18 protein-coding genes, 1 pseudogene and 1 riboswitch are annotated in these 20,681 nt (G+C 72.7%); of the genes and pseudogenes, 10 read left to right on the forward strand and 9 right to left on the reverse strand.

Annotation, left to right across the window (positions count from 1 at the left end):
• On the forward strand, positions 1-903 hold the full coding sequence (locus tag SNOUR_RS35230; RefSeq protein WP_067355234.1) for a helix-turn-helix domain-containing GNAT family N-acetyltransferase: 903 nt from the start codon (positions 1-3) through the stop codon (positions 901-903).
• Here the strand turns inward: SNOUR_RS35230 and SNOUR_RS35235 are convergent.
• On the reverse strand, positions 861-1,565 hold the full coding sequence (locus SNOUR_RS35235) for a TetR/AcrR family transcriptional regulator (protein WP_099055747.1): 705 nt from the start codon (positions 1,563-1,565) through the stop codon (positions 861-863). The two genes, SNOUR_RS35230 and SNOUR_RS35235, sit on opposite strands and share 43 nt — an antisense overlap.
• 89 nt (positions 1,566-1,654) lie before the next feature.
• On the opposite strand from SNOUR_RS35235, the gene SNOUR_RS35240 reads away from it, so the two are divergent.
• On the forward strand, positions 1,655-2,197 hold the full coding sequence (locus tag SNOUR_RS35240) for a GNAT family N-acetyltransferase (protein ID WP_067359044.1): 543 nt from the start codon (positions 1,655-1,657) through the stop codon (positions 2,195-2,197).
• 202 nt (positions 2,198-2,399) lie between these two features.
• Here the strand turns inward: SNOUR_RS35240 and SNOUR_RS35245 are convergent, their stop codons facing one another.
• On the reverse strand, positions 2,400-4,043 hold the full coding sequence (locus SNOUR_RS35245; protein ID WP_067355236.1) for an amidase: 1,644 nt from the start codon (positions 4,041-4,043) through the stop codon (positions 2,400-2,402).
• A gap of 130 nt (positions 4,044-4,173) precedes the next feature.
• Here SNOUR_RS35245 and SNOUR_RS35250 point away from each other — a divergent pair, with 130 nt between their 5' ends.
• The 3 genes from SNOUR_RS35250 to SNOUR_RS35260 all read left to right on the forward strand — a co-directional run bounded on the left by SNOUR_RS35250 (position 4,174) and on the right by SNOUR_RS35260 (position 7,434).
• Complete coding sequence (locus SNOUR_RS35250; RefSeq protein ID WP_067355239.1) at positions 4,174-6,168, forward strand: bifunctional serine/threonine-protein kinase/transporter substrate-binding domain-containing protein; 1,995 nt, start codon at positions 4,174-4,176, stop codon at positions 6,166-6,168.
• 47 nt (positions 6,169-6,215) lie between these two features.
• The gene (locus tag SNOUR_RS35255; RefSeq protein ID WP_067355241.1) at positions 6,216-6,965 is read left to right on the forward strand and encodes a PIG-L deacetylase family protein; all 750 of its coding nucleotides are present in this window, start codon (positions 6,216-6,218) and stop codon (positions 6,963-6,965) included.
• 154 nt (positions 6,966-7,119) lie between these two features.
• Positions 7,120-7,434 carry a hypothetical protein gene (locus SNOUR_RS35260; protein ID WP_067355244.1) on the forward strand — a complete coding sequence of 105 codons (315 nt, stop codon included), beginning with the start codon at positions 7,120-7,122 and terminating at the stop codon, positions 7,432-7,434.
• Positions 7,435-7,478: 44 nt separating this feature from the next.
• On the opposite strand, the gene SNOUR_RS35265 is transcribed toward SNOUR_RS35260, so the two are convergent.
• From SNOUR_RS35265 to SNOUR_RS35280, 4 genes are all read right to left on the reverse strand, one after another.
• On the reverse strand, positions 7,479-8,501 hold the full coding sequence (locus SNOUR_RS35265) for a DUF6801 domain-containing protein (protein ID WP_159425977.1): 1,023 nt from the start codon (positions 8,499-8,501) through the stop codon (positions 7,479-7,481).
• Between the two features lie 125 nt (positions 8,502-8,626).
• The gene (locus SNOUR_RS35270) at positions 8,627-11,431 is read right to left on the reverse strand and encodes a trypsin-like peptidase domain-containing protein (RefSeq protein WP_079143073.1); all 2,805 of its coding nucleotides are present in this window, start codon (positions 11,429-11,431) and stop codon (positions 8,627-8,629) included.
• Positions 11,428-11,727 (reverse strand): trypco2 family protein, encoded by a 300-nt coding sequence (locus SNOUR_RS35275; protein WP_067355248.1) that lies wholly within the window; start codon positions 11,725-11,727, stop codon positions 11,428-11,430. The genes SNOUR_RS35270 and SNOUR_RS35275 overlap by 4 nt, the downstream gene beginning before the upstream one ends.
• Positions 11,728-11,806: 79 nt before the next feature.
• Positions 11,807-12,397, reverse strand: coding sequence for a CAP domain-containing protein (locus SNOUR_RS35280; RefSeq protein WP_067355249.1), 591 nt, complete (start codon positions 12,395-12,397; stop codon positions 11,807-11,809).
• Positions 12,398-13,055: 658 nt separating this feature from the next.
• Here SNOUR_RS35280 and mmsA point away from each other — a divergent pair.
• The 4 genes and pseudogenes from mmsA (at position 13,056) to SNOUR_RS35300 (ending at position 16,106) form a co-directional block, all read left to right on the forward strand.
• Positions 13,056-14,415 (forward strand): annotated as a pseudogene (mmsA, locus tag SNOUR_RS35285) (CoA-acylating methylmalonate-semialdehyde dehydrogenase).
• Positions 14,416-14,483: 68 nt separating this feature from the next.
• Positions 14,484-14,631, forward strand: a riboswitch (cobalamin riboswitch).
• 37 nt (positions 14,632-14,668) lie between these two features.
• Complete coding sequence (locus SNOUR_RS35290) at positions 14,669-14,890, forward strand: CbtB domain-containing protein (protein ID WP_039638686.1); 222 nt, start codon at positions 14,669-14,671, stop codon at positions 14,888-14,890.
• A 21-nt stretch (positions 14,891-14,911) separates the two neighbouring features.
• The gene (locus SNOUR_RS35295) at positions 14,912-15,664 is read left to right on the forward strand and encodes a CbtA family protein (protein ID WP_067355252.1); all 753 of its coding nucleotides are present in this window, start codon (positions 14,912-14,914) and stop codon (positions 15,662-15,664) included.
• 166 nt (positions 15,665-15,830) lie between these two features.
• Positions 15,831-16,106: a hypothetical protein gene (locus SNOUR_RS35300; RefSeq protein WP_067355255.1), complete on the forward strand. Its 276-nt coding sequence runs from the start codon at positions 15,831-15,833 to the stop codon at positions 16,104-16,106.
• Between the two features lie 27 nt (positions 16,107-16,133).
• On the opposite strand, the gene SNOUR_RS35305 is transcribed toward SNOUR_RS35300, so the two are convergent.
• The 3 genes from SNOUR_RS35305 to SNOUR_RS49320 form a co-directional block, all read right to left on the reverse strand.
• Positions 16,134-16,724 carry a histidine phosphatase family protein gene (locus SNOUR_RS35305; RefSeq protein WP_067355258.1) on the reverse strand — a complete coding sequence of 197 codons (591 nt, stop codon included), beginning with the start codon at positions 16,722-16,724 and terminating at the stop codon, positions 16,134-16,136.
• Positions 16,725-17,244: 520 nt separating this feature from the next.
• Complete coding sequence (locus SNOUR_RS35310) at positions 17,245-17,889, reverse strand: DUF4328 domain-containing protein (protein ID WP_376738560.1); 645 nt, start codon at positions 17,887-17,889, stop codon at positions 17,245-17,247.
• Positions 17,890-18,218: 329 nt separating this feature from the next.
• Positions 18,219-18,725, reverse strand: a complete 507-nt coding sequence (locus SNOUR_RS49320; protein WP_067355262.1) for an ATP-binding protein — start codon at positions 18,723-18,725, stop codon at positions 18,219-18,221.
• A 211-nt stretch (positions 18,726-18,936) separates the two neighbouring features.
• Between SNOUR_RS49320 and SNOUR_RS43670 the strand changes: the two genes are divergently transcribed.
• A complete protein-coding gene (locus SNOUR_RS43670; protein ID WP_079143074.1) occupies positions 18,937-20,667 on the forward strand; it encodes a mycolysin in 1,731 nt (576 codons plus the stop codon).
• The last annotated feature ends 14 nt before the right edge of the window (positions 20,668-20,681 follow it).

Genomic DNA, 20,681 nt, shown 5'->3' on the forward strand with positions numbered 1-20,681 from the left:
ATGGCTGACGCGACGGAGATCGAGCAGGTGCGGCGGTTCAACCGCGCCGTCACCGAGCGGGTGGGCGTGCTGCACGACCGGTATCTGGGCCGTGACCGACCCGTCGGCGAGGCCCGGCTGCTCTGGGAGATCGGCGAGCAGGGCCGGGACGTGCGCCGGCTGCGCGAGCGACTGGGGCTCGACTCCGGGTACGTCAGCCGGCTGCTGCGTTCCCTGGAACGGGAGGGCCTGGTGACGGTGGAACCGCACCACCAGGACCGGCGGATGCGCACCGCTCGCCTCACCGACGCGGGCCGCGCGGAGCGCGCCGTGCTCGATCACCGCAGCGACGAGCTGGCCGGCTCCCTGCTGGAGCCGCTCAACGCCGACCAGCGCGCCCGACTGGTCGCCGCCATGGCCGACGTCGACCGACTGCTGACCGCCGCCACGGTCGCGCTGGAGACCGTCGCCCCGGACCACCCCGATGCCCAGTACTGCCTGCGGTCCTACTTCACCGAACTGCAGGAGCGGTTCGAGACGGGCTTCGACCCCGCACGGAGCCTGCTGCCCGACGCGGGCGAACTCGGCCCTCCGCACGGGCTGTTGCTGGTCGCCCGGCTGCACGGCGAACCCGTCGGTTGCGCCGGCCTGAAGCTCCCGGCCGACGCGCCCGCCGAGGTCAAACGCATGTGGGTCGCTCCCCAGGCCCGGGGCCTGGGCCTCGGTCGCCGGTTCCTGGCCGAACTGGAGGAGCGGGCCGCCCGACACGGCAGCGACCGGCTGCGCCTCGACACCAACCGGGCGCTGACCGCCGCGATCGGCCTGTACCGCGCCTGCGGCTTCGAGGAGGTCGCCGCGTTCAACCAGGAGCGCTACGCCCATCACTGGTTCGAGAAGCGGATCGCCGGGTCGCCGTCCGCGTGAGGAGGGCGCGCGGCGGCGGCCGGATCGCCGCCCGGGCCGTGGTCGAGCGGATGCTCGGAGTCGGCCGCATCCGGGGCGCGCAGCGCGTCGACGAAGCGGTCCACCGTCGCGGTCTGCGCCTTCGGGGGAAAGCGCTCGGGGTCGAACAGTGCCTGGACCACCAAGCCGTGGGCGAAGGCGACGGCCATGGTGGCGAGTTGGTCGAGGTCGGCGCCGGCGGGGAGTTCGTCGAGCGCCATGGCGGCTTCCAGATGGGGGCGGACCGCCGCGCGGATGCGGACGTAGCGTTCCGCCTGGTCGGCGTGGAGCCCCTGGTCGGCGAGGGCCAGGTCCCAGGAGCTGACCCAGATCCGGTTGCGGGCGGTGTTCTCCTGGCCGATCGGCAGGAAGTCCAACAGGACGGCGCGGAGCGCGGCGAGCCCCTCGCGCGGGCGGGCCCGTCGGGGGCGTTCCGCGCTGCTCTTCTCCAGCAGTTCCAGGGCATGGACGACCAGGGCCCGCTTGGTGGGGAAGTAGTGCATCAGCAGGCCGGTGGAGACGTCCATCTCGGCCGCCACGGCGCGCAGGGTCAGGCCGCCGAACCCCTTGGCGGCCAGTACCCGCCACACCGCCTGGGAGACGTCCTCGCGGCGGGATTCGTGATCGACGGGAGCGGGCGGCATAAGCATCTAGAATACGTACCGAACGCTTGTTATGCACCTTCGTCCGCCGGCCGACGCGCTGGCGGAGCGATCGACCGATGGAGGACCCCGTGTTCGCCTTGCCGCTTGATGACAGCGCCGAGCTGCGGCCCTTGGAGCCCTGGCAGGCACAGGAGTTCCTCGACCACATCGATCGCGCCCGGCCCACCGTGGACCCCTGGATCCCGTGGGCGACGCGGAGCACGGACCTGGCGTCCGCGATCAACGTCCTCCAGGGCTACGCCGACGGCCAGGCCAAGGACGGTGCGCGGATCTACGGCATCTGGCTGGAGGGCGTGCTGGTCGGCGGCGTGATGTTCCCGCAGTTCGATGCCGCGCTGGGGGTCTGCGAGATCGGTTGCTGGTTGGAAGCGGCCGGCGAAGGCCGTGGACTGGTGCACCGGGCGAGCCGGATCCTGATCGACTGGGCGTTCCGCGAGCGCGGGATGAGCCGCGTGGAATGGCGCACCAGCCCGGCCAACAAGCGCAGCGTCGCTGCGGCCCGCCGCCTGGGCATGCGCCGCGACGGTGTGCTGCGCAGCCAGTTCCCGTACGGGGGAGTCCGGCACGACACCGAGGTCTGGTCGGTCCTCGCGGACGAGTGGACGGGCTGAGGCGACCGCCCGCCGCCCCGCCGGTCGACGGGGCGGCGCCGCGGTCTTCATGACCCCGTAAACGCCAAGGCCAAGCCCGCACCAGCCACTACAAACGACGCGGCCACAGCCCATAAAACGGCCCAACCATCAGCACAAACACCGTTGCAGTATTAGGGCCTGTCCGCCCAGTCATCGGGGGATGACGGGCACGGCGGTCGGCTCACACCGTCGGCAGATAGCGCGGTGCCCGCCAGGCGTGCAGCCGGTGCTCCACCGCGGCCCCCAGCGCCAGGAGCCGGCCGTCCTGGTGGCCACCGGCCATCAGGAGCAGACCCACCGGCAACTCGTGCACGAACCCGGCGGGCACCGACAGCGAGGGGTAGCCCGCCACGGCCGCGGGGGTCGAGGACGGGACGATGTCGTTGTCGCCCCGCGCGCAGTCGGTCGTCCAGGCCGGTGGATTCGTCGGCGCGGCGATCGCGTCCAGCCGATGGGCGGCCATGGTCTCGTCGATCGAACGCCGGGAGAGATCCCGCAACTCGGCCCGTGCGGCGCGGTATTGCGGGTCGGTGGTGGGCGGCGCGGCAAGGGCCCGCTCGAACAGCTCCTGGCCGGCGAAGCAGGTCCGCTCCGCCGGGTGGGCCCGGTTGAACGCGATCAGCCCGGCGAGGTCCCGCGGCCCGTCGCGGGTGGTGAGATAGGCGTCGATGTCCCGGTGGAACTCGGAGAGCAGCGCCGGGAATTCGAGCTCCGCCAGGCGCTTCTGGTACGGCGGCGTCACCTCGACGACCTCGGCGCCCGCGCTGCGCAGCTTCGCCGCGGTCCGGGTCGTCACGGCATCCACGGCCGGTCCCAGCTCGGGCAGCCGCCACAGGCCGATCCGTTTGCCGCGCAGCGTGCCGGCGCGGCTCAGTTCGTCCGGGGAGCCGAGGAGGTCGGCCGCATCGCCCGGCCGCCGGGCGTCGCCACCGGTGAGCACCGACAGGGTCAGTGCGGCGTCGACCACATGGCGTGCCATGGGCCCCGCGGTGTCCTGCTCGGCCGAGATCGGGACCACGCCGGCCTGACTGACCAGTCCCAGGGTGGGCTTGTGGCCGACCACCCCGTTCATGCCGGCCGCGCACACGATGGAGCCGTCCGTCTCGGTGCCGATCGCCACCTGCGCCAGGGACGCGGCCAGCGCGGCGGCCGAACCGGCGGACGACCCGCACGGGTTCCGGTCCAGGACATAGGGGTTGTGGGTCTGCCCGCCGACCGCCGACCAGCCCGAGGTCGGCTTGGTCGCACGGAAGTTCGCCCACTCGGACAGATTGGTCTTGCCGAGGAGCACCGCGCCCGCGTCGCGCAGCCGGGTCACCAGGACGGCGTCGCGCTGCGGCGGTCGGCCGGCCAGCGCCAGCGACCCGGCCGTCGTGGGCAGGTCGTGGGTGTCCACGTTGTCCTTCAGCAGCACGGGGATGCCGTCGAGCGGGCCGCGGGCCGCACCGCGGCGATGCCGGGCGTCGCTGGCCGCCGCCTGCTCCAGGGCCGTCGGGTCGGTGCGCAGCACCGCGTTGACCTTCGGGTCGACGGCCTCGATCCGGCGCAGATAGGCGGCGGTCAGCGCCGACGAGGTCAGCGACCCGTCCGCCATACGGGCCTGCAGTTCCGGAATCGTCACGGTGTCCAGATCGACCCCCAGGCGCGCGGACTCCCGATGCGTGGACTCCGGGCCCGCCGACCCCGTGCCGGTGGCCGAATCCTCCGGTGTCCGCCGGTCGTCCGCGCCGCCACCGGCCGCCTGCGCGCGCGGATTCGGCGCGCCCGCGCACAGGGAGCCGGCGACCAACACGGCGGCCACCATGGCAATGCTCCGCTTCCTCATGCTCCTCATGAAAATCAGCGCACTACAGGCCGCCGGACCGGCACAAGGGCCTTTCGCGTCGCCCTCCCGTCAGCGCACCCGCGCGGTTGCGGGATACTGCGGTACGCAACTGCTGGTACGGGGGGTACGGGTGCGACCGCTGGCAAAGGACGATCCGCGACAGATCGGACCGTTCCGCATTATCGGGCTGCTCGGTGGCGGCGGGATGGGACGGGTCTATCTCGGCCGCGCGGGCGACGGCCGGACGGTCGCGGTGAAGACCGCGCGGTCCGAACTCGCCGACGACCACGGTTTCCGCAAGCGGTTCGCCCGCGAGGTGGCCGCCGCCGGTCGGGTCGGGGGACCGTTCGTCGCGCCGGTGGTCGATGCCGCGCCGCAGGACGACGTGCCGTGGATGGCGACCGAGTACGTACCGGGCCTCCCGCTCAGCTCCGCCGTGCACGACTGGGGGCCGCTGCCCGAGCACACGGTGCGGCTGCTCACGGCCGGACTGCTCCAGGCCCTGTCGGCGGTGCAGGAACAGGGTCTGGTGCACCGGGACCTCAAGCCGTCCAACATCCTGCTCACCGCCGCCGGCCCACGGGTCATCGACTTCGGCATCGCGCACTCCGCCGCGGACACCGCGCTGACCGTGACCGGCACCGCCCTCGGCACCCCGGGTTTCATGGCGCCCGAGCAACTGGTCATGACCGGCCCCGACATCACCGGGGCGGCGGACGTGTTCGCCCTCGGCGGCGTGATCGTCTACGCGGCGACCGGCGACGGCCCGTACGGGAGCGCCGAACCGCAGGTCCTGATGTACCGCACCGTGCACGAGCAGCCGCAGATCGACCACCTTCCGCACGCGCTCAAGGAGTTGGCGGCGGCATGCCTGGCGAAGGAGCCGCGGCGGCGGCCCGCGCTCCCCGACCTGGTGGCGCGGGTGGGCGCACCGGGCCCGTACGGTGACTGGCTGCCGGAACCGATCACCGAACAACTCCGCCGGCTGTCCAGCCAACTCGGCGACCCCCGCGCCCAGGACACCGCCACGCCGCCGCCCCCGGCCCAGGCACCCGCGAGCGTCGGCTTCGAGGGACTGCCGACCCGCACGATGACGGATCCCCCGCAACCCCCGCCGTCCGCCGCTCCGCCCCGGCAGCCCCACCGCCCCGGCCCACCACCGCCACCGGAGGGGCAGCCCCCGGCCACGGGGCCGAGCCGCCGCCGGATGCTCGCCGCCTTGACCGCCGCCGGGGTCGTCGCCGGTGGCGGGGCACTGGCCTGGACGCTCCGGCCGGACGGCGGGGCGCAGGGCACCGATGGTGCCGGCGCCGCGGCCAAGCCCGGCGGGACCGGGCAACCGGACGGCCGGCTGCCACAGGCGATACGCGACAAGGGCACCGTCACCGTCGGCTCGGACCTCACCTACGCCCCGATGGAGTTCGTCGGCAACGGCGGGCCCACCGGTCTCGACGTCGATCTGGCCGAGGCCCTCGGCCGCGAACTGGGCGTGCGCTGCACGTTCCAGAACGCCGCCTTCGACTCCCTCCTCACCGGCCTCGACGCGGGCAGGTTCGACCTGGTCATGTCGGCGGTGGTCGACACCAAGGACCGTCAGGAGGGGCGCGCGACCGGCTCGACGACGCGCCGCGGCGTCGACCTGATCGACTACTTCACGTCCGGGCTCTCGCTCGTCGTCCGCAACGGCAACCCGGAGGGCATCCGCAAGGTGGCGGACCTCTCGGGCAAGCCGGTCGCGGTCCAGCGCGGCTCGGTCGCACAGGGCTACCTCGACGAGGTGAGCCGGCAGTTCCCCGCGCAGCTGACGCTGCGCAAGTTCGACACACCCGACGAGGTCTACGCCGACGTCGCCCAACGCCGTTCGCTCGCCTGCCTCGACGACTTCGCGGTCGCGGCCTACACCGCGGCGACCCACTCCGGCGGCGGCGCCCTCCAACTCTGCGGCCCACAGCTCGACCCGGTGCCCTTCGGCATCGCCGTCGCCAAGACCGACACGGCCCTGCGCGACGCCGTGCGGGAGGCGCTCGACCGCCTCATCGCGAGCGGCGCGTACGCGAAGATCCTCAAGCAGTGGCACGTCGAGGGCGGGGCGGTGCCGCGGGCCGTCGTCAACGGCGGGCGGTAGGGTCGCCGCACCCCGTCTGCCCCGTCGTGGAAGGTGACCGACCGGCCATGTCCCTGCCGAGCCTCCTGGCGGTGTTCGCCCACCCGGACGACGAGTCCCTATCGGCGGGCGGGCTGCTCGCCCGCCACGCGGCCGCCGGGGCGCGGACCGCGGTCGTCACGGCCACCTGGGCGGCGGAGACCCGGCGCGCCGCGGAACTGGCCGACGCACTGCGCATCCTCGGGGCTGGCGCCCCGCGCCTGCTGGGCTACGCCGATGCCGGCGCGCCGCAGTCGGCCCCGGGCCGCGCCCGGTTCTGCGCGGCGCCGCTCGACGAGTCGGTGCGGCTCGTGGTCGGACACATCCGGGAGTTCCGCCCCGACATCGTCGTCACGCACGACGCCTACGGCGGACTGACCGGCCACACGGACCACCGCCACACGCACCGGGTGACCACGCTCGCGGTCCAGGCCGCCGGATGGGAACAGCTCTACCCGGACGCCGGCGCCCCCTGGCAGCCGAGCGCGCTCCACCTGGCCACGCACCCGCACTCCGCCGCACGGGCGTTGGGAGACCGCCTCGTCAGGGCAGGCCGGGCGCGATACAGCGTCCCCGACGAGTGGGTCACCGCGACCGTCGATGTGAGCCCGTGGCTGGAGCAGAAGCTCGGCGCCGTACTGGCCCACCGCACCGAGGTCGAGCGCGGTGCCCTGCCGGGGCGCATCGCCGGCCTCCCCCCAGCCGATCGGGCCCGCCTGCTGTCCACCGAGTGGTACATCCACCACGGGTGCCCGGGGTTCACGCACCGGGCAGGCTAGGGTCTGTCCGGCCCGGCGCCCCCGGCACGACGGGTGCGCCGCATATGGATCACGACAATTCCCCTCTGAAGTGGGCGAGTTGGGGCCTCTGCGGTGCTTAAGGTGCCGGTCTCGGTGCGGGCGCCGCGCCGCGCACACTCAGGGGGAGGCTGGTATGCCGAACAGCGCGAAGGGGTCCGTGGACCCGACGGCCCAGGAGGCTTCCGCGAGCGCCGACGACGTGGAGGTGTCGGATCTGGCCGGCTACCTCAAGCACCTCACGGACCGGATCCTGCCAGGGGTCGAGAGCCGACGGGACGGCGCGCGGGCCGCCGACCGGCCGGATGTCGCGGCCGCGTACGCCGAAGTGGCTCACCTCATGATGGAGTCCGTGGAGGCCCTGCGGAACGTCGCCGAAGGACTGGGCGAGGGGCTGGGCGAGGAGACGGGCGAGGGGCCGCTCGCGCAGGAGGAACGCCAGGCAGGGTGAGCCATCGCGCGCCTGCCTGGCGTTGCGCTCCTCGGCGCCGGCGTCTACTTGCGGCGCGCCCGGAAGCGGAGGGCGAAGACGAGGGCGAGCGCCCCCACCGCAAGCGCTCCCACGGCCAGCAGGACCAGGCTCCGGGTGTGCTGACTGCCGATCGCGGTGGTGCTGCCGGACGGGACGGCCGCGCCGAGCGCGCTCGTGCCGGACCGCTCCCCGCCCTCCGGGTGCCGAGCCCCACTGGACTTCCCGTCACGGGAGTTCGGGCCGGCCGCGCCGCCCGCCTCGCCCGGAGCGCCGGATGCGCTCGAGCCGGGCGTGCCGTCGGTGGTGGACGGCCCGGTGTGCGCCGCGGACCCGGGCCCGGCGGCGTCGGAGCCGGCCGAGCCGTTGCTCCCGGTCGTCGTCGAGCCGGCCGACGGGTTCGCCGTGATGGCGAAGGACGCCACCACGTCGTTCTGTCGCGGGGCCAGTTTGCACGGCACGTCGATCGGGCCCCGGAACACCTTGCCGTCGGCTTCCCTGGGCACGACGTGCAGGACGAGGTCGCCCACGGTGATCTGCGCCCTGCCCGGCCGGTCGAAGGTACGCGACGGTGCGGTGCCGGTCGCCCGGACGACGAGCGAACCGGAGTCCGGGACGGTGGTCCTGGGAACCTGGAACGGCACGGTGGTGGTTCCGCCGCCGTGCGGCGCGACCACGCGGACCTGGGCGTCCGCCCGGCCCTCGACGCTCTTCACGCCGAGCCAGTTCAGCCCGCTGGTGACGGCCGAACCCAACGGCGCCCCGGCGCGGATGACGAACCGCGGGGTGGGCTGCCCGACCGCGGTCGAGGTGGGGACGTCCGCGTCGATCCGCACCCTTGCGGTCTGAGTGAACGACTGGATCGAGCAGGTGTAGGCGAGCGTGCGCGACACCGGATCCGCCGCCGCCGGGGCGGCGCCGGTGACTCCCACGATTCCGCCGGCCACCCCCACCGTCGTCGCCACGGTGACGACACGACGGGCCACCGGACCCCTCAGGACGGCGCGGGCCGCACCGCGCCGGTGTCGGCTTCCTTCTGCACTGATCATCTTGCCTCCCCCATAAGGCAGCTGTGTCTGTACGACGAGCATCCGTCCGCCGTGTCATAGCCGTGTCACCGCCCGGAACCAACCCGTCATCGGATCGGCCACCGGGGTAGGCGAGTATCGCGAACTCAGCTGTCCAGGAAGGGACGTTGGTCGTCGCGCTCCCGGAAGGTCTGAGCCAGATGGTCCCGGAGTTCGGCGTGGCGGAACTGGTATACCGCACCGGCCTGACGCAACACGCCCCGCTCGCAGGCGTCGTTGAGGAAGGCGATCAGAGCCCACGGCACGCGTCCGGTCAGTGGCAGCCAGATGCGCGACAGCGCCACCCACTGCCCCCAGGCGGTCCAGCTGAGCCCGTAGCCGAGCCCGCATCCGAAGGCCGCTTCGCCCGCGAACACCAGACCGGCCAGGAACCCGCGCATCGGCCCTTCGACGATCCCGTTGGCGACCCCGGCCGCCAGTCCGAAGACGAGTGCCCACACGAGCATGTGGAAGACCACGTTCTTGCGGTTGTCGTTCAGCAGCGCGGCGGGGCGGACGGCGGATCTGATGTCACTGGGCACTTCGAGCCAGGCAACGATGCCCAACACCAGTCCGATCCCGAGCCCGGCGCCGGGCACGAACATGAGCGCCCCCAGGAGGCCGCCGTCGAGCCCGTCCGCCAGTCCGAGCGGCCCGACCACCCCCCTGTCCACCAGCACCAACACCAGCGCGATCGGGGTGCCGAAGGCGAGCCCGACCGTGAACCGGGGGAGGAACCGCGCACGCCTCCGTCTCCCCCTGCCGAAGAGCCGCACGCGGAACCGCGACGGCTCCGTCGCACCCCGGGAGATGAACGCGTACACCATCCCGAACGCGAACCCGACCACGAGCCCGTGCAGCAGCCCGACGACGAGCCCACGAACGAGCGCGAACCGGGCGCCGTGCGAGGTGGCGACCAGGTCGACGGGGAGGTTGCCGACCGCGGTGGTGACGCCGAAGGACAGCGCGGCGAGGAATCCGACCACCAGCACCCGGGTGGAGCGGCGCAGGGTGGTGCCCAGTTGCCACCAGGCGAGGTCGGCGGTGTCGAGTCGGGTGAGGTGCGCGGCGAGGTAGCCGAGCCAGTGGTGGGCGCGTTCGGGGTCCCAGTGCCGTCGGCGGCGACGGCCGGTGGCGGGGTCGCTGTCGGTCGGCGGGCGGTGGTAGGCGGTGGGCGTGAACGCGGCCAGGAGGTGTTTGCGCAGGTCGTCGGCGGTGCGGAAGCGGGTGGTGTCGAGCAGCTCGGAAGGGTCCCGGCCGGGCGCGTCGCTGTAGATGGTGCGTGCCATGGCGACCATCAGCGGGGTGGTGAGCACCGTGGCGACGTTGTGGGCGCCCCGGTCGCGCGGCCGGGTGCCGAGCCTGGCCAGGACGGGTTCCCACACCGTGCCGTGCAGCCCGCCGTCCACGCCGGGGCGACTGGCGCGCGGCAGGTAGTCGGCGAGGTCGCCGAGGGTGAGGTCGTCCAGCTGGACGACGGCCGCGGCGCTGAGCACGTCGGTCGCCGCCACCGCCTGGGCGTACTGCGCGGGGCGGCTGGTGAGCAGCAGCGGAGTGGTGGTGGCGTTGAGCTTGTCGAGCGCTTCCCCCTGCAGGCCGCTTGCGATCTCGTCGAACCCGTCGAGGACGGGCAGGATCCGGCCGGTGTCCACCAGGGCGCCGGCCAGGTTGCGCCCGGGCATGTCGGGGTCCCGGGCCGCCAGGCCGTAGTCGCGCACCAACTGGTCGCACATCCAGTCGCGCAGCGAGGTGCTCCGGGGGTCCCACGCGCCCAGGCCGAAGATCACGGGTACCGGGTCGTCGGGGGAGCGGTCGCCGAGCCGGTCGAGGACGAAGCGCAGGGTGAGGATCGTCTTGCCCGAACCGGCCGCACCGAGCACCACCAGCCGAGCGGACGGAACGGACCGGTACACCCGCACCATGTGCTGAAGTCGGCCGGCCAGCGGCAGTGGGCCCGGGTCCGTTCCGGGTGCGGACCGGCGGATGTTGGCCCAGTGGTCGAACAGTCCCGCGTCCGCGAGCCGGAACCGCACGGTCAGCGGCATCGGGTCGTGCACCTTGCGCCGCCGCTCCTCCCTGTCCCACTGGTCGTGGACCGTGGCGGCGAGTTTCCTGACCGCCTCCCGCAGCTCCGGCGGGCCGTCGGGCGGCGGTGGGGACGGGCGGGGGAGCCGGTCGAGTCGGTCGGCATCGGGCGGCAGGCCGATGAGCTCGCCCAACTCGCCGATCCGGGCCGGGGACAGCCCCGCGTACCAGCGGTGCACCGGGCGCGCGGTGAGTCTGCCGAGCCCGTCGGAGCGGTGGTGCTCGCTGACGATGCCGATCAGGCACCCTTCGCTCCACACCGCGGCCCCCGACATCCCTTCCCAGGGCGAACGGTCCGGGGCCTGGTCGTGCTCCGGGGCCGCCAGCCTGGCGATCTCCAGGGTGCCCTGGCGCTGGTTCGACAGCGGGACGGCCTGGCCGAGTGCGTGGTGGGTGTCCCGGTAGGAGGCGAGGGGATCGCGCTCCGGCGACGCGGCGTCGCGGCGCAGCTTGAACCTCGGGAACCCGAGCGCCGCGCAGTCCACCGGCTGCCCGACGCGGGCGAATCGCACCGGCGGCACCTCGACGGCGTACCGCTCGTCGGGGCCCGCCCCGTCCGCGATCTTCAGCAGGGCGATGTCCGCGGGGACGTCCGCCCAGACCGTCTCGCCGGGCACGTCCCGCACGCTGCCGTCCTGATGGACGAACCGCACCTGAACCGATGCCGCGTCGCCGATCACGTGCGCGGCGGTGAGCACCACGTCCCCGGTCATCCGGTAGCCCGAGCCGCGCCGGCCCGCGCCCGAGGGGCGGGTGGTGATGATCTGGACCGCCCGTGCCGGGTCGAGTCCCGCCGGCTCCCCGGTCCCGCTCGGCGCGGGAGTCACTGTTCGTGGGCGTCGGCCGGGCCGGAGACGAACGGGTGAGCGTTCGTCCCGGCCAGGGTCGGCTGCAGGGCCAGTTTGATGCGTTGGGTCGTGGTGGCGCCGGCGGTCGCCTCCGCCCCGGCCTCCACCACCCAGAACCGCACCTTCGCCCCGCCCTGTGCCGTCCGCTCCAGCGCGACCGACACCTCCAGCTCGACGGGTCCCAGTTCGAAGCGAAGCGCCTCACCCTCCGCGGCGGTGATCGCCTGTTCCAGCTCCGCCCTGAGATCCCTGATCACACTGGCTAACTCGATCACGCCAGGCTCCTTTGCCCGTCACCGGCAACCGACCCCCGTTACCCGATACCCAGGACCGTGGCCCGATGATGCGTCGCGGCTACGAGGCGGTGCCGAAATCCTGCGTCCAGTAGTTGCCGGGCTGTGCGAGGCCGACGCCGATCTCCTTGAACGAGCAGTCGAGGATGTTGCGCTTGTGGCCGGCGCTGGACATCCAGCCCACCATCACGCTCTCCGGGGTGGTGTAGCCGTAGGCGACGTTCTCGCCGTAGCTGTTCCAGTGGTAGCCGGCGCTCGTGAGCCGGGCACCCGGGTCGGACCCGTCGGATCCGGTATGCGACATGTTGTGGTGGTCCGCCATGTCCTTGCTGTGGGCTTGGGCGGCCTTTGTCAGCTTTGCGTTGAGGGTCAAGGGGGAGCAGCCGGCCTTGCCGCGCTCCTTGTTGACGAGTTCCAGTACGCGGGCCGTCGTGCCGGAGGTCGGCGCGGCGGAGGCGGCGGAGGCGGCGGCGTTCGGAGCCGAGGCGGGTGCCGCCGACACCGCGCCCGTCCGGTGGTGGTGGAAGTGCCCTGCCTCGTAGGGCTGTTCGCCGCGGCAGGCCATGGCGACGGAGGGGACGCCCACGGCGGCCACGGCGAGGGCGGCGACCGTTATCCGCCGGTGGTTCCGCGTCCTGCGGTGCTTGCTCATGCGTGACCTCGCTCGTTCGTTGCGGTTCGCCGTCGGACGGTCGGGTCCGCCCCGTTCCCGGTGCCTGGGTGGGGCGGGCGCCGCGCCGGCCGTCATTCTGAGAAGCGCCGCATATCCGGGGCAATGGGGCTTTCTCCTACCCGTGGTAGTAGGCCCCGTACCGGCTTGTCACGGGCGGATGGTCGTGCTGCCCGGCTCCCCGCGGACTCCCTTTGGGTCTGGCGTGACGTCAGGGGCCGGTGGTGCGCCGTTGAATGGGTGAAAGGGTCAGGGAGGCCGGCGGGCGCCGCCCGATGTGCGCGTCATCGCCAGATCAAGGCGGACAAAGCCCAATTTGTCGCCGTGGCGGGCTCTACTATGCGCCGTAGTTCGCGGCGCCGGCCCGTATGACGGATGTCACGGGCGGGGGCGGAGCGGGGCCGAGCGGGGTTCGGGGGCGCGTCGCGCGTGCATGTCGCGGACTGTCCGGCGTGGCGTCCCGTGGTGTCTGTGGCGCGCGGAAGGGGCGGCGGACGAGGGCCCCCGCGGCCCCCGCCGCCTGACGACCCTCGCGCCATACGCGATCCCGCGCCACCGACTGAGGCACGCCCCGCAACGCGCGGGCCTGCCCCGGTCAGCGCGCCATCCCCTGGATCCCACCTGACGAGAGCAGGAATCCATGGTCCGTGAACGAACCCATGAGCCCGTCCGCGACATCACCCACTTCGTGGGCGGCACCCACACCCCGGGAACCTCGGGGTCCTACGGCGACGTATGCGACCCCAACACCGGCCGGGGGTCCAGGCCCGGGTCCCGCTCGCCACCCGCGGTGAGACCGAGGCCGCCATCGCCGACGCGCCCGAGGCCAACGCGGCCTGGACGTCGTGGAGTTCGCCGCCGGCGTCCCGCACCTGCTGAAGGGCGAGTTCACCGACAATGCCGGCACCGGAATCGACGTCCACTTGCTGCACGCCCCGATCGGGGTGGCCGCCGGCATCACCCCGTTCAACTTCCCCGCGATGATTCCGCTCTGGCCGGCGGCACCGACCCTGGCCTGCGGGAACGCCGTCATCCTCAATCCCTCCGAGCGTGCCCCGTCCGTCCCGCTGCGGATCGCCGAACTGTTCCTGGCGGCGGGGCTGCCGCCGGGCGTGCTGAACGTCGTCAACGGCGGCAAGGAAGCCGTCGACACCCTGCTGACGGCCCCCAGGGTCGGGGCGCCCGGCTTCGGCGGCTCCACGCCGATCGCCGCCCACGTGTATGCCACCGCCGCCGCCCACGGCAAGCGCGCGCAGTGCTTCGGCGGCGCCAAGAACCACCTGATCGTGATGCCGGACGCCGACCTCGACCAGGCGGTGGACGCGTTGATCGGTGCCGGCTACGGCTCGGCGGACGAGCGCTGCATGGCGGTCTCCGTGGCGCGTCCCCGTCGGCGAGGGCCACCGCCGAGGCGCTCGTCGCGCGACTGGCGGAGCGCATCGGAGGGCTGCGGGTGGGCCGGAGCGACGACCCCGAGGCGGACTTCGGGTCGCTGGTCGGCCGGGACGCGGTGGACCGGGTGCGTTCCTATGTCGATGCGGGGGTGGCCGAGGGCGCCGAACTCGTCGTCGACGGCCGGGACTTCGCCCTGCCGGGCCACGAGGACGGGTTCTTCGCCGGGGCGTCGCTCTTCGACCGCGTCACGCCGGACATGCGGATCTACCAGGAGGAGATCTTCGGGCCCGTACTGTCCGTCGTCCGCGCCGCCGACTACGAGGAGGCCCTGCGGCTGCCCAGCGAGCACGCCTTCGGCAACGGCGTCGCCCTGTTCACCCGGGACGGCGACACGGCGCGCGACTTCACCCGGCGGGTGAACACCGGCATGGTCGGCGTCAACGTGCCCATTCCGGTGCCGGTCGCCCACCACACCTTCGGCGGCTTGGAAGCGCTCCGGCTTCGGCGACCTCAACCAGCACGGACCGGACGCCATCCGCTTCTATACCCGCACCAAGACCGTGACCTTCGTCGACAAGCGCCCGCCCCGCTTCACCCACCGCTGACCCGTCCAGCCACCGGCCGGGCCGCACCCGTCGGGTGCGGCGCAGGAGCGTTGGCCCGGCCTTGGCGATGCACCTGACACGCGGTACCTTCTCTTCGATAGCGACGACGGCGAAGCGGAAGCCGGTGGAAATCCGGCACGGTCGCGCCACTGTGTGCGACACGCCCCCCGGGGGTGTGTCGTGAGTCAGACCCGCGGCCCTCGTCCTGTGCACCACCGAGATGGGACGCGAACTCCCAGAAGGAGGTTCTGCCATGGCGCAGACCGTTGCCCAGCCGACATCCACCACTCCCGTCGTTCCCGCCACGCTGCCGCTGAAGGCGATCGCTCCGTGGGCGGTCTTCTTCGGCGTTCTGATGCTCGTCCTGCTCTACTTCGTGGGCGCGGAGCAGGGCGCCACGTCCGTGTTCAGCGGCACCGACGTGCACGAGTGGGTCCACGACGCCCGCCACCTGCTCGGTTTCCCCTGCCACTGACGCAAGGGACGCCCCAGCCGCATGAACTCCGCAACGGTAAGAAATCTGCTCGTACGAGGCATGCTCGCCGGCCTGGGCGCCGGCGTGCTGGCCCTCGTCGTCGCCTACGTCCTCGGTGAGCCGAGCGTCAACAGCGCGATCGGTTTCGAGGAGGCCCACTCCCACGAGCACGAGATGGAGGTCGTCTCCCGCACTCTGCAGTCCACCGCCGGTCTCGCCACCGGCGTCCTGGTCTACGGAGTGGCCTTCGGCGGCATCGCCGCCCTCGCCTTCTGCTTCGCACTCGGCCGCGTCGGACGCTTCGGCCCCCGGGCCACCGCACTGCTGCTGTCCGGCACCGCACTGCTGGCCGTGTACGTCGTGCCGTTCCTGAAGTACCCGGCCAACCCGCCGTCGGTGGGCGACCCGGACACCATCGGCAAGCGCACCACGCTGTACTTCCTGATGATGGTGCTCAGCGTCCTCCTGGCGGTCGCCGCCACCCAGCTGGGCAAGCGCCTCGCGCCCAGCCTGGGCACCTGGTGGGCGACCGTGGTCGCGGTGGCCGCCTTCGTCGTCGTGATCGGGCTGGCGTACCAGTTCCTGCCGGTCGTCAACGAGGTGCCGAAGGACTTCCCGGCCGCCCTGCTGTGGCGGTTCCGGCTCTCCGCACTGGCCGTCCAGGCCGTGCTGTGGGGCGGATTCGGGCTGCTCTTCGGTGAGTTGGCCGAGCGGCAGCTGCATCCCGCGCCGGCGAGAGCCTCGTCCGGACACACGGTTCCCGCCTCGAACTGAACGGGTTTGGGACACAAAAGGGCCCTTCGGAACTCTCCGAGGGCCCTTTTGCGTTATGCCGGACACGACGACGGAGGTCACGGTCACACACCACGGGCGGGCCGGTCCGGCCCGCCCGATCGGGGCACGGGTCGGGGCCGCCGGAGGCGACGAGCGGAGGAGCCGTATGGCCAGAACCCCCCAGCCGCGTCACATCACCCTCGGCGGCCGTGCGGCGGTGGCGCTGACCCTTGAGGAGTACGAGCGACTGATCGCGAGCCGCCGCCAGATCGGCGGCCAGAGCGCGCGGGTACGGGTGCTCGCCCAGCAGGTCAAACGGACCGAGCGACTGCTCTCGGAGCTGGAGGCCCTGGTCGGTGGCCCCGACGGCCGCACCGACACCGACCGCCTGCGCCGCGCGATCGCGGAGCTGCTCCGCCGCCACCGGGACGAGGCCCACTGACCCCACGCGGCACACCCGCCGCAGCCGTCAGCTGCCGGGCTCCGCGCCGGAGGCGAGGGCGCGCCCGAGCCGCAGGTTCCAGCGCCCGGACCGACCGCTGACCTCGGTGGCCGTGAGCGGGGGCACGTCGATCCGCCAGAACGCCTCCTCGGGCGCGCCCAGCACGTGTACCACCACCGCCCGTACGACCTCCGGTTCGACCACGGCGAGCGTCCTGCCGTCGGCCCGGCCGCAGGCGTCCAGCCACTGCGCGACACGCCCGCACAGGTCCCGCACCGACTCGCCGCCGTGCGGCGCCGCGCCGGGCTCGGTCAGCCACCGGGCCACCGCCTCGGGCTCGGCCGCCGCCACGTCGTCGAGGGTCCGCCCCGACCAGCGGCCGACGTCCAGGCCCGCGAGCTCCGGGCCCGACGGGTCGCCGTCGAGGCCGAGCGCCGCGGCCGTCTCCCGACAGCGCACGCTGGGCGAGACACGGACCCGGCCGGCGGCCGGCAGGGCACCGGCCGCCGCCCTGGCCTGTGCCGCTCCGCCGGCGTCGAGCGAACCGCCGTCGTCGAAGCGGCCCTGCCGCAGCGACGGGCCGATCGCCGGTGAGATGAGGGTGATGCGGCTGGTCACGCGGTGGCTCCTCCTGCTTCGGGCATGGCACTGCGTCCTGCCACGGGATACGGCACGTAGGTGAGTGTCCCGCGGCGGCCCGCACGACCGTGATCCCGTGCCGCTCGGCGGACCGTCGCGAACCTCCGCGTCCGGGCCGTTCGGGTGTCGGCAAAAGTAGCATCCGCATCATTCGCGGGTTGCGCGGATTCGCGGCCCGCGGCGGTACGGATTCCGCCCGTCGGAGCGGTGGCCCGACGGCCGTCGCGTGCGGCGCCCCGTGCGAACCTCGGCACCACCAGCCTCGGGTGAACGCCGAGTTCCTCGACCAGTGCGGCCCGGCAGCGCTCCACGAGTCGGGCGCTCACTGATGCGGGTATCGCCTGACTGCTTCGAAGGGGCGAACGGTCGGTCCTCGGACACGGCTGGCCGAAGACCGACGAAGACCCGGCTTGGTCCGCGCGACTCACCCCGGATTGACGGCAAAGGGCAAGGGGATGGAACGGCTGAGAGCCGGGCGTGATGTCAGGATCCTCATCCTCTAGTGCATGTGATCTTGCTGTACCGCGGTGAGGGCGCGGACGACGAAGACGCCGGCCGCGGCCGCGCCGACGACGGCCGCATCGACCACCAGCAGCAGGGCCGCGTTCGTATAGGCGCGGGCGATGGCGGCGTCCGTGGTGCCGGCGTACAGGCCCGCTCCGCCCAGAAAGCCGACCAGCCACAGGCCCCACCACCAGTTCACGGCGCGCGGCAAGCGCTCACCGGGGGCGCTGGCGCGGTGGATGTCCACGACGATCCCCCGGGGAATCCACAGGTTGGCGATGGGGACGATCCAGCCTGCGTAGACCCACGGCCAGGCGTAGCGCGGGCGCTGTCCCGACAGGGTGCGCGCGTTGTCCCGGACGCGCCACAGCCAGGCCAGGAAGGCGAGCGCGCACAGCACCGTGACCGCGTCTCCCACGGCACTGACGACGTGGTACGCGTTCTCCAGCGCGGTCAGCGGGCGGTGCCGGCCGCCGCCCTGGTCCGGCGGCCCGGACGGCGGCTGTCCGGCCGCGGCGAGCTGGACCTGCCATACGGCCCTGGCCGCCCACGTCGCGCCGGCGAGGACAAGGGCGGCGACGGCGCAGAGGGCCGCTCCCCGGATCGGGCGCAGGGCGGGCGGTGCCATGCGATCGTTCACGCGGTCAACCTTTCGTAGGGGAGGTGGGGCCCGTCGCGTCCGACACCGACGAACCCGCCTCGCCCCTCGACGAGCGTCGGGCATCGAGGGCGGAGATTCGGGGTGGCCCGTGGGGAGGAGGAACTGCTGGCTCTCACCGTGGCGCGCCGTCGCGTCCGGGGCGGGGTCCGAGCGGACCGTCGGGCCACTGTAATCGAAGAGGTCCTTCAGCACGCGCGTACGCCTCTGGGCGCATCAGACGGGGAGACCGGGCGGATGCGGAGCCGGTGCACGGAGAGCCACCGGGAAAGGCCGCCGGAGCCGGTGGGACGAACGGGGCCGCGGGCCGGTCACGGCCCTGCCGCCGGGAAGCCGCCGGGGCCGCGCCGAGCCGGCGCCGTGGCTGGTGGCGGAGCCGGACAGCCGCGCGGTGGACCAGCCGGTGTGCACGGCCGCTGCCCTGCCTCGGTCAGGTCACGGACTCTCAGGTCACGGCCTGCTCGGCCCAGATGACCTTGCCTCGGGCGATGTAGCGGTGAGGTGCTGCTGGTGTCGGTCACTTCGCAGGTCAGCGTCCGGTCGTATAGGAGGCGGACCTTGATCGGGCCGGGGGCGTAGCGGATGGCGTTGGTGATCAGCTCGCTGAGGATCAGTTCGGTGGTGAACGCCTGCTCGTCCAGCCCCCAGCCGGTCAGCTGTCGGGTGACTTCGGCGCGGGCGTCCGCCACGGCCGAGGGGTGGGACGGCAGGTCCCACTCGGCGATGTGTTCGGGATCCGTGAGGCGGGTGCGGGCGACGAGGCGCGACCCCGTCGGCGACAACGGCTCGTCCGCGTCTGCCGCGCACCTGATCCACATCTTCCGCACGGAGCGATGACATGCGCAGGCCATCGGTATATGGTTCGGGCCACTGTTACCCATGGTGTTGCTCTGACCAACGGTTAATTCAGTGGTCGAACGTCTGCAGCGCCCCGGGCGCAGTGCCCCAACCCCCCTCACAACTCTGCTCGCGTGCACCGGATCCGGTCGTGTCGGACCGCGGTCGTGCGCGCCGCAGAAAGGCATGCCCATGTCCCGAATACGGGTCACGAGACCCGCCGCTCTCACCGCACTGGCAGGCGTAGGTGCCTGTCTGGCGATCGTCGTGGTGCCGTCCGCGTTCGCGGGCACGACCATCCCGACCGGCGGCAGCTGCACGATCCGCCCCGCGGCCAAGAACTCCGAGGCGCCGCTCAGCTGCCTCGGCGTCACCGCTTCCCTCGACCATCTGCCTGCTGTCGGCGAGCAGGCCACCCTCACGGTGGACGTCCAGGCACAGGCCGACGTCAAGCACGCCGGCCTGTCCGTCCAACTTCCGCCCGCCCTCCGAATATCCGGCGGGGGTTCCGGTTTCGTCGAGCCCACGACGGACGCCTTCGGCCAGCACACCAGCCAGACGCTCGCTCTCACCCCGGGCACCCACAGCGTCACGCTCAAGGTCGAGGCCGTCGCCGCCGGACCCGCCCAGATCCAGGCGGACATCAGCGACATCGACCGCCCCGACCCGCGCCGCGCCGCGCACGACTCGGTGGAACTCACCGTCGGCACGTCCAAGGGATCCTCCGGCGAGGGCGTCTCGGTCACCAAGGCCGAGGCGGCCCCGGTCCACCGCCCTGAGCCCGGCGCCCGCACGGCACGGCCGGTCACCCCGAAGTCCCTTGCCCCCGCTCCTGTCCCCGTCCGTGCCTCGGCTGCCTCGGCCCCGGCCTCCCCGCGCGCCACCGCCGCGGCCACGTCCGACGCCCAGGTCTGCGTCAGCGGCACCTTCCGCAACCGCTTCCAGTCCGCCGAGGGCGGCAGTTGGAACGGTAAGGCCAACCGGGACGAGCCGGTCAGCAACGTCAACGTCACCCTGTGGGGCAAGCCGACCGCTGACAGCGGTACGCAGAGGCTCGCCACGGGGATGACCGGCAACGGGGACGGCAGGTTCAACCTCTGCTACACCCCGAGCGCCTCCGTCACCCCCCAGGCATGGGTGGAGTTCCAGACCCAGGCCGGACGGATGTGGTCGGTGGTCGACGGCGGCGGCCACCTCTACGCCACCGCCACGTACTCGATGAACAACATCTCGTCCAGCACCAGCCTGGGCAACGTGTACGCCAACGACGGTCAGAGCCGTGCCTGGCACGCCCTCGACACCCTCAACAAGCTGTGGTGGAACCGCGGTTCCACGACCAACTGCTGGGCAAGCAGCCAGCAGGACGGCCACTGCACCCCGATCACCGTCCAGTGGTACCCCGGCTCCACCGACGGCACGTACTGGAGCACCGGCGAAGACAAGATCCACCTTGCGGACAACGACCCCGACTCCGAGCACACCACCGTCCACGAAGCGGGCCACGCCCTCATGGGCAAGCTCTACAAGGGCTGGTGGCCGAACGTGAGCAACTGCTCGCCCCACTACGTCAACCGCACCTCCTCCACCAGCTGCGGTTGGACCGAGGGCTTCGCCAACGCGGTGGCGTTCCACACCTTCAACGACACCACGTACTTCTGGGGCAACGGCAGCTCCATGAACCTCGCCAATGACCGCTCCACGAACGGCATCGACCCGGGCGACGCCTGTGAGGCCCGCGTGGCCACCGCGCTGGTCGACCTGTGGTCCCAGGTCGACGGCGGCTGGATGAAGAGCAACACCATGATGTCCCGGACCTGGCAGTCCAGCTTCCGCGAGTACTTCGTCAACGACCGGCCCGACTACGGCCTGGACAGCGGCTCGACGGCCCAGAACATCCTCTACAACCACACCATCCAGTACTGACACCGGCTGCTGTC

Source organism: Streptomyces noursei ATCC 11455 (genome assembly GCF_001704275.1).
Taxonomy (GTDB): Bacteria; Actinomycetota; Actinomycetes; order Streptomycetales; family Streptomycetaceae; genus Streptomyces; species Streptomyces noursei.

Coding starts and splice junctions, on each gene's coding strand:
- SNOUR_RS35230 (WP_067355234.1), top strand. CDS start 1: ATGGCTGACGCGACGGAGATCGAGCAGGTGCGGCGGTTCAACCGCGCC.
- SNOUR_RS35235 (WP_099055747.1), bottom strand. CDS start 1,565: ATGCCGCCCGCTCCCGTCGATCACGAATCCCGCCGCGAGGACGTCTCC.
- SNOUR_RS35245 (WP_067355236.1), bottom strand. CDS start 4,043: ATGAGGAAGCGGAGCATTGCCATGGTGGCCGCCGTGTTGGTCGCCGGC.
- SNOUR_RS35255 (WP_067355241.1), top strand. CDS start 6,216: ATGTCCCTGCCGAGCCTCCTGGCGGTGTTCGCCCACCCGGACGACGAG.
- SNOUR_RS35260 (WP_067355244.1), top strand. CDS start 7,120: ATGCCGAACAGCGCGAAGGGGTCCGTGGACCCGACGGCCCAGGAGGCT.
- SNOUR_RS35265 (WP_159425977.1), bottom strand. CDS start 8,501: ATGATCAGTGCAGAAGGAAGCCGACACCGGCGCGGTGCGGCCCGCGCC.
- SNOUR_RS35280 (WP_067355249.1), bottom strand. CDS start 12,397: ATGAGCAAGCACCGCAGGACGCGGAACCACCGGCGGATAACGGTCGCC.
- SNOUR_RS35290 (WP_039638686.1), top strand. CDS start 14,669: ATGGCGCAGACCGTTGCCCAGCCGACATCCACCACTCCCGTCGTTCCC.
- SNOUR_RS35295 (WP_067355252.1), top strand. CDS start 14,912: ATGAACTCCGCAACGGTAAGAAATCTGCTCGTACGAGGCATGCTCGCC.
- SNOUR_RS35300 (WP_067355255.1), top strand. CDS start 15,831: ATGGCCAGAACCCCCCAGCCGCGTCACATCACCCTCGGCGGCCGTGCG.
- SNOUR_RS49320 (WP_067355262.1), bottom strand. CDS start 18,725: ATGTGGATCAGGTGCGCGGCAGACGCGGACGAGCCGTTGTCGCCGACG.
- SNOUR_RS43670 (WP_079143074.1), top strand. CDS start 18,937: ATGTCCCGAATACGGGTCACGAGACCCGCCGCTCTCACCGCACTGGCA.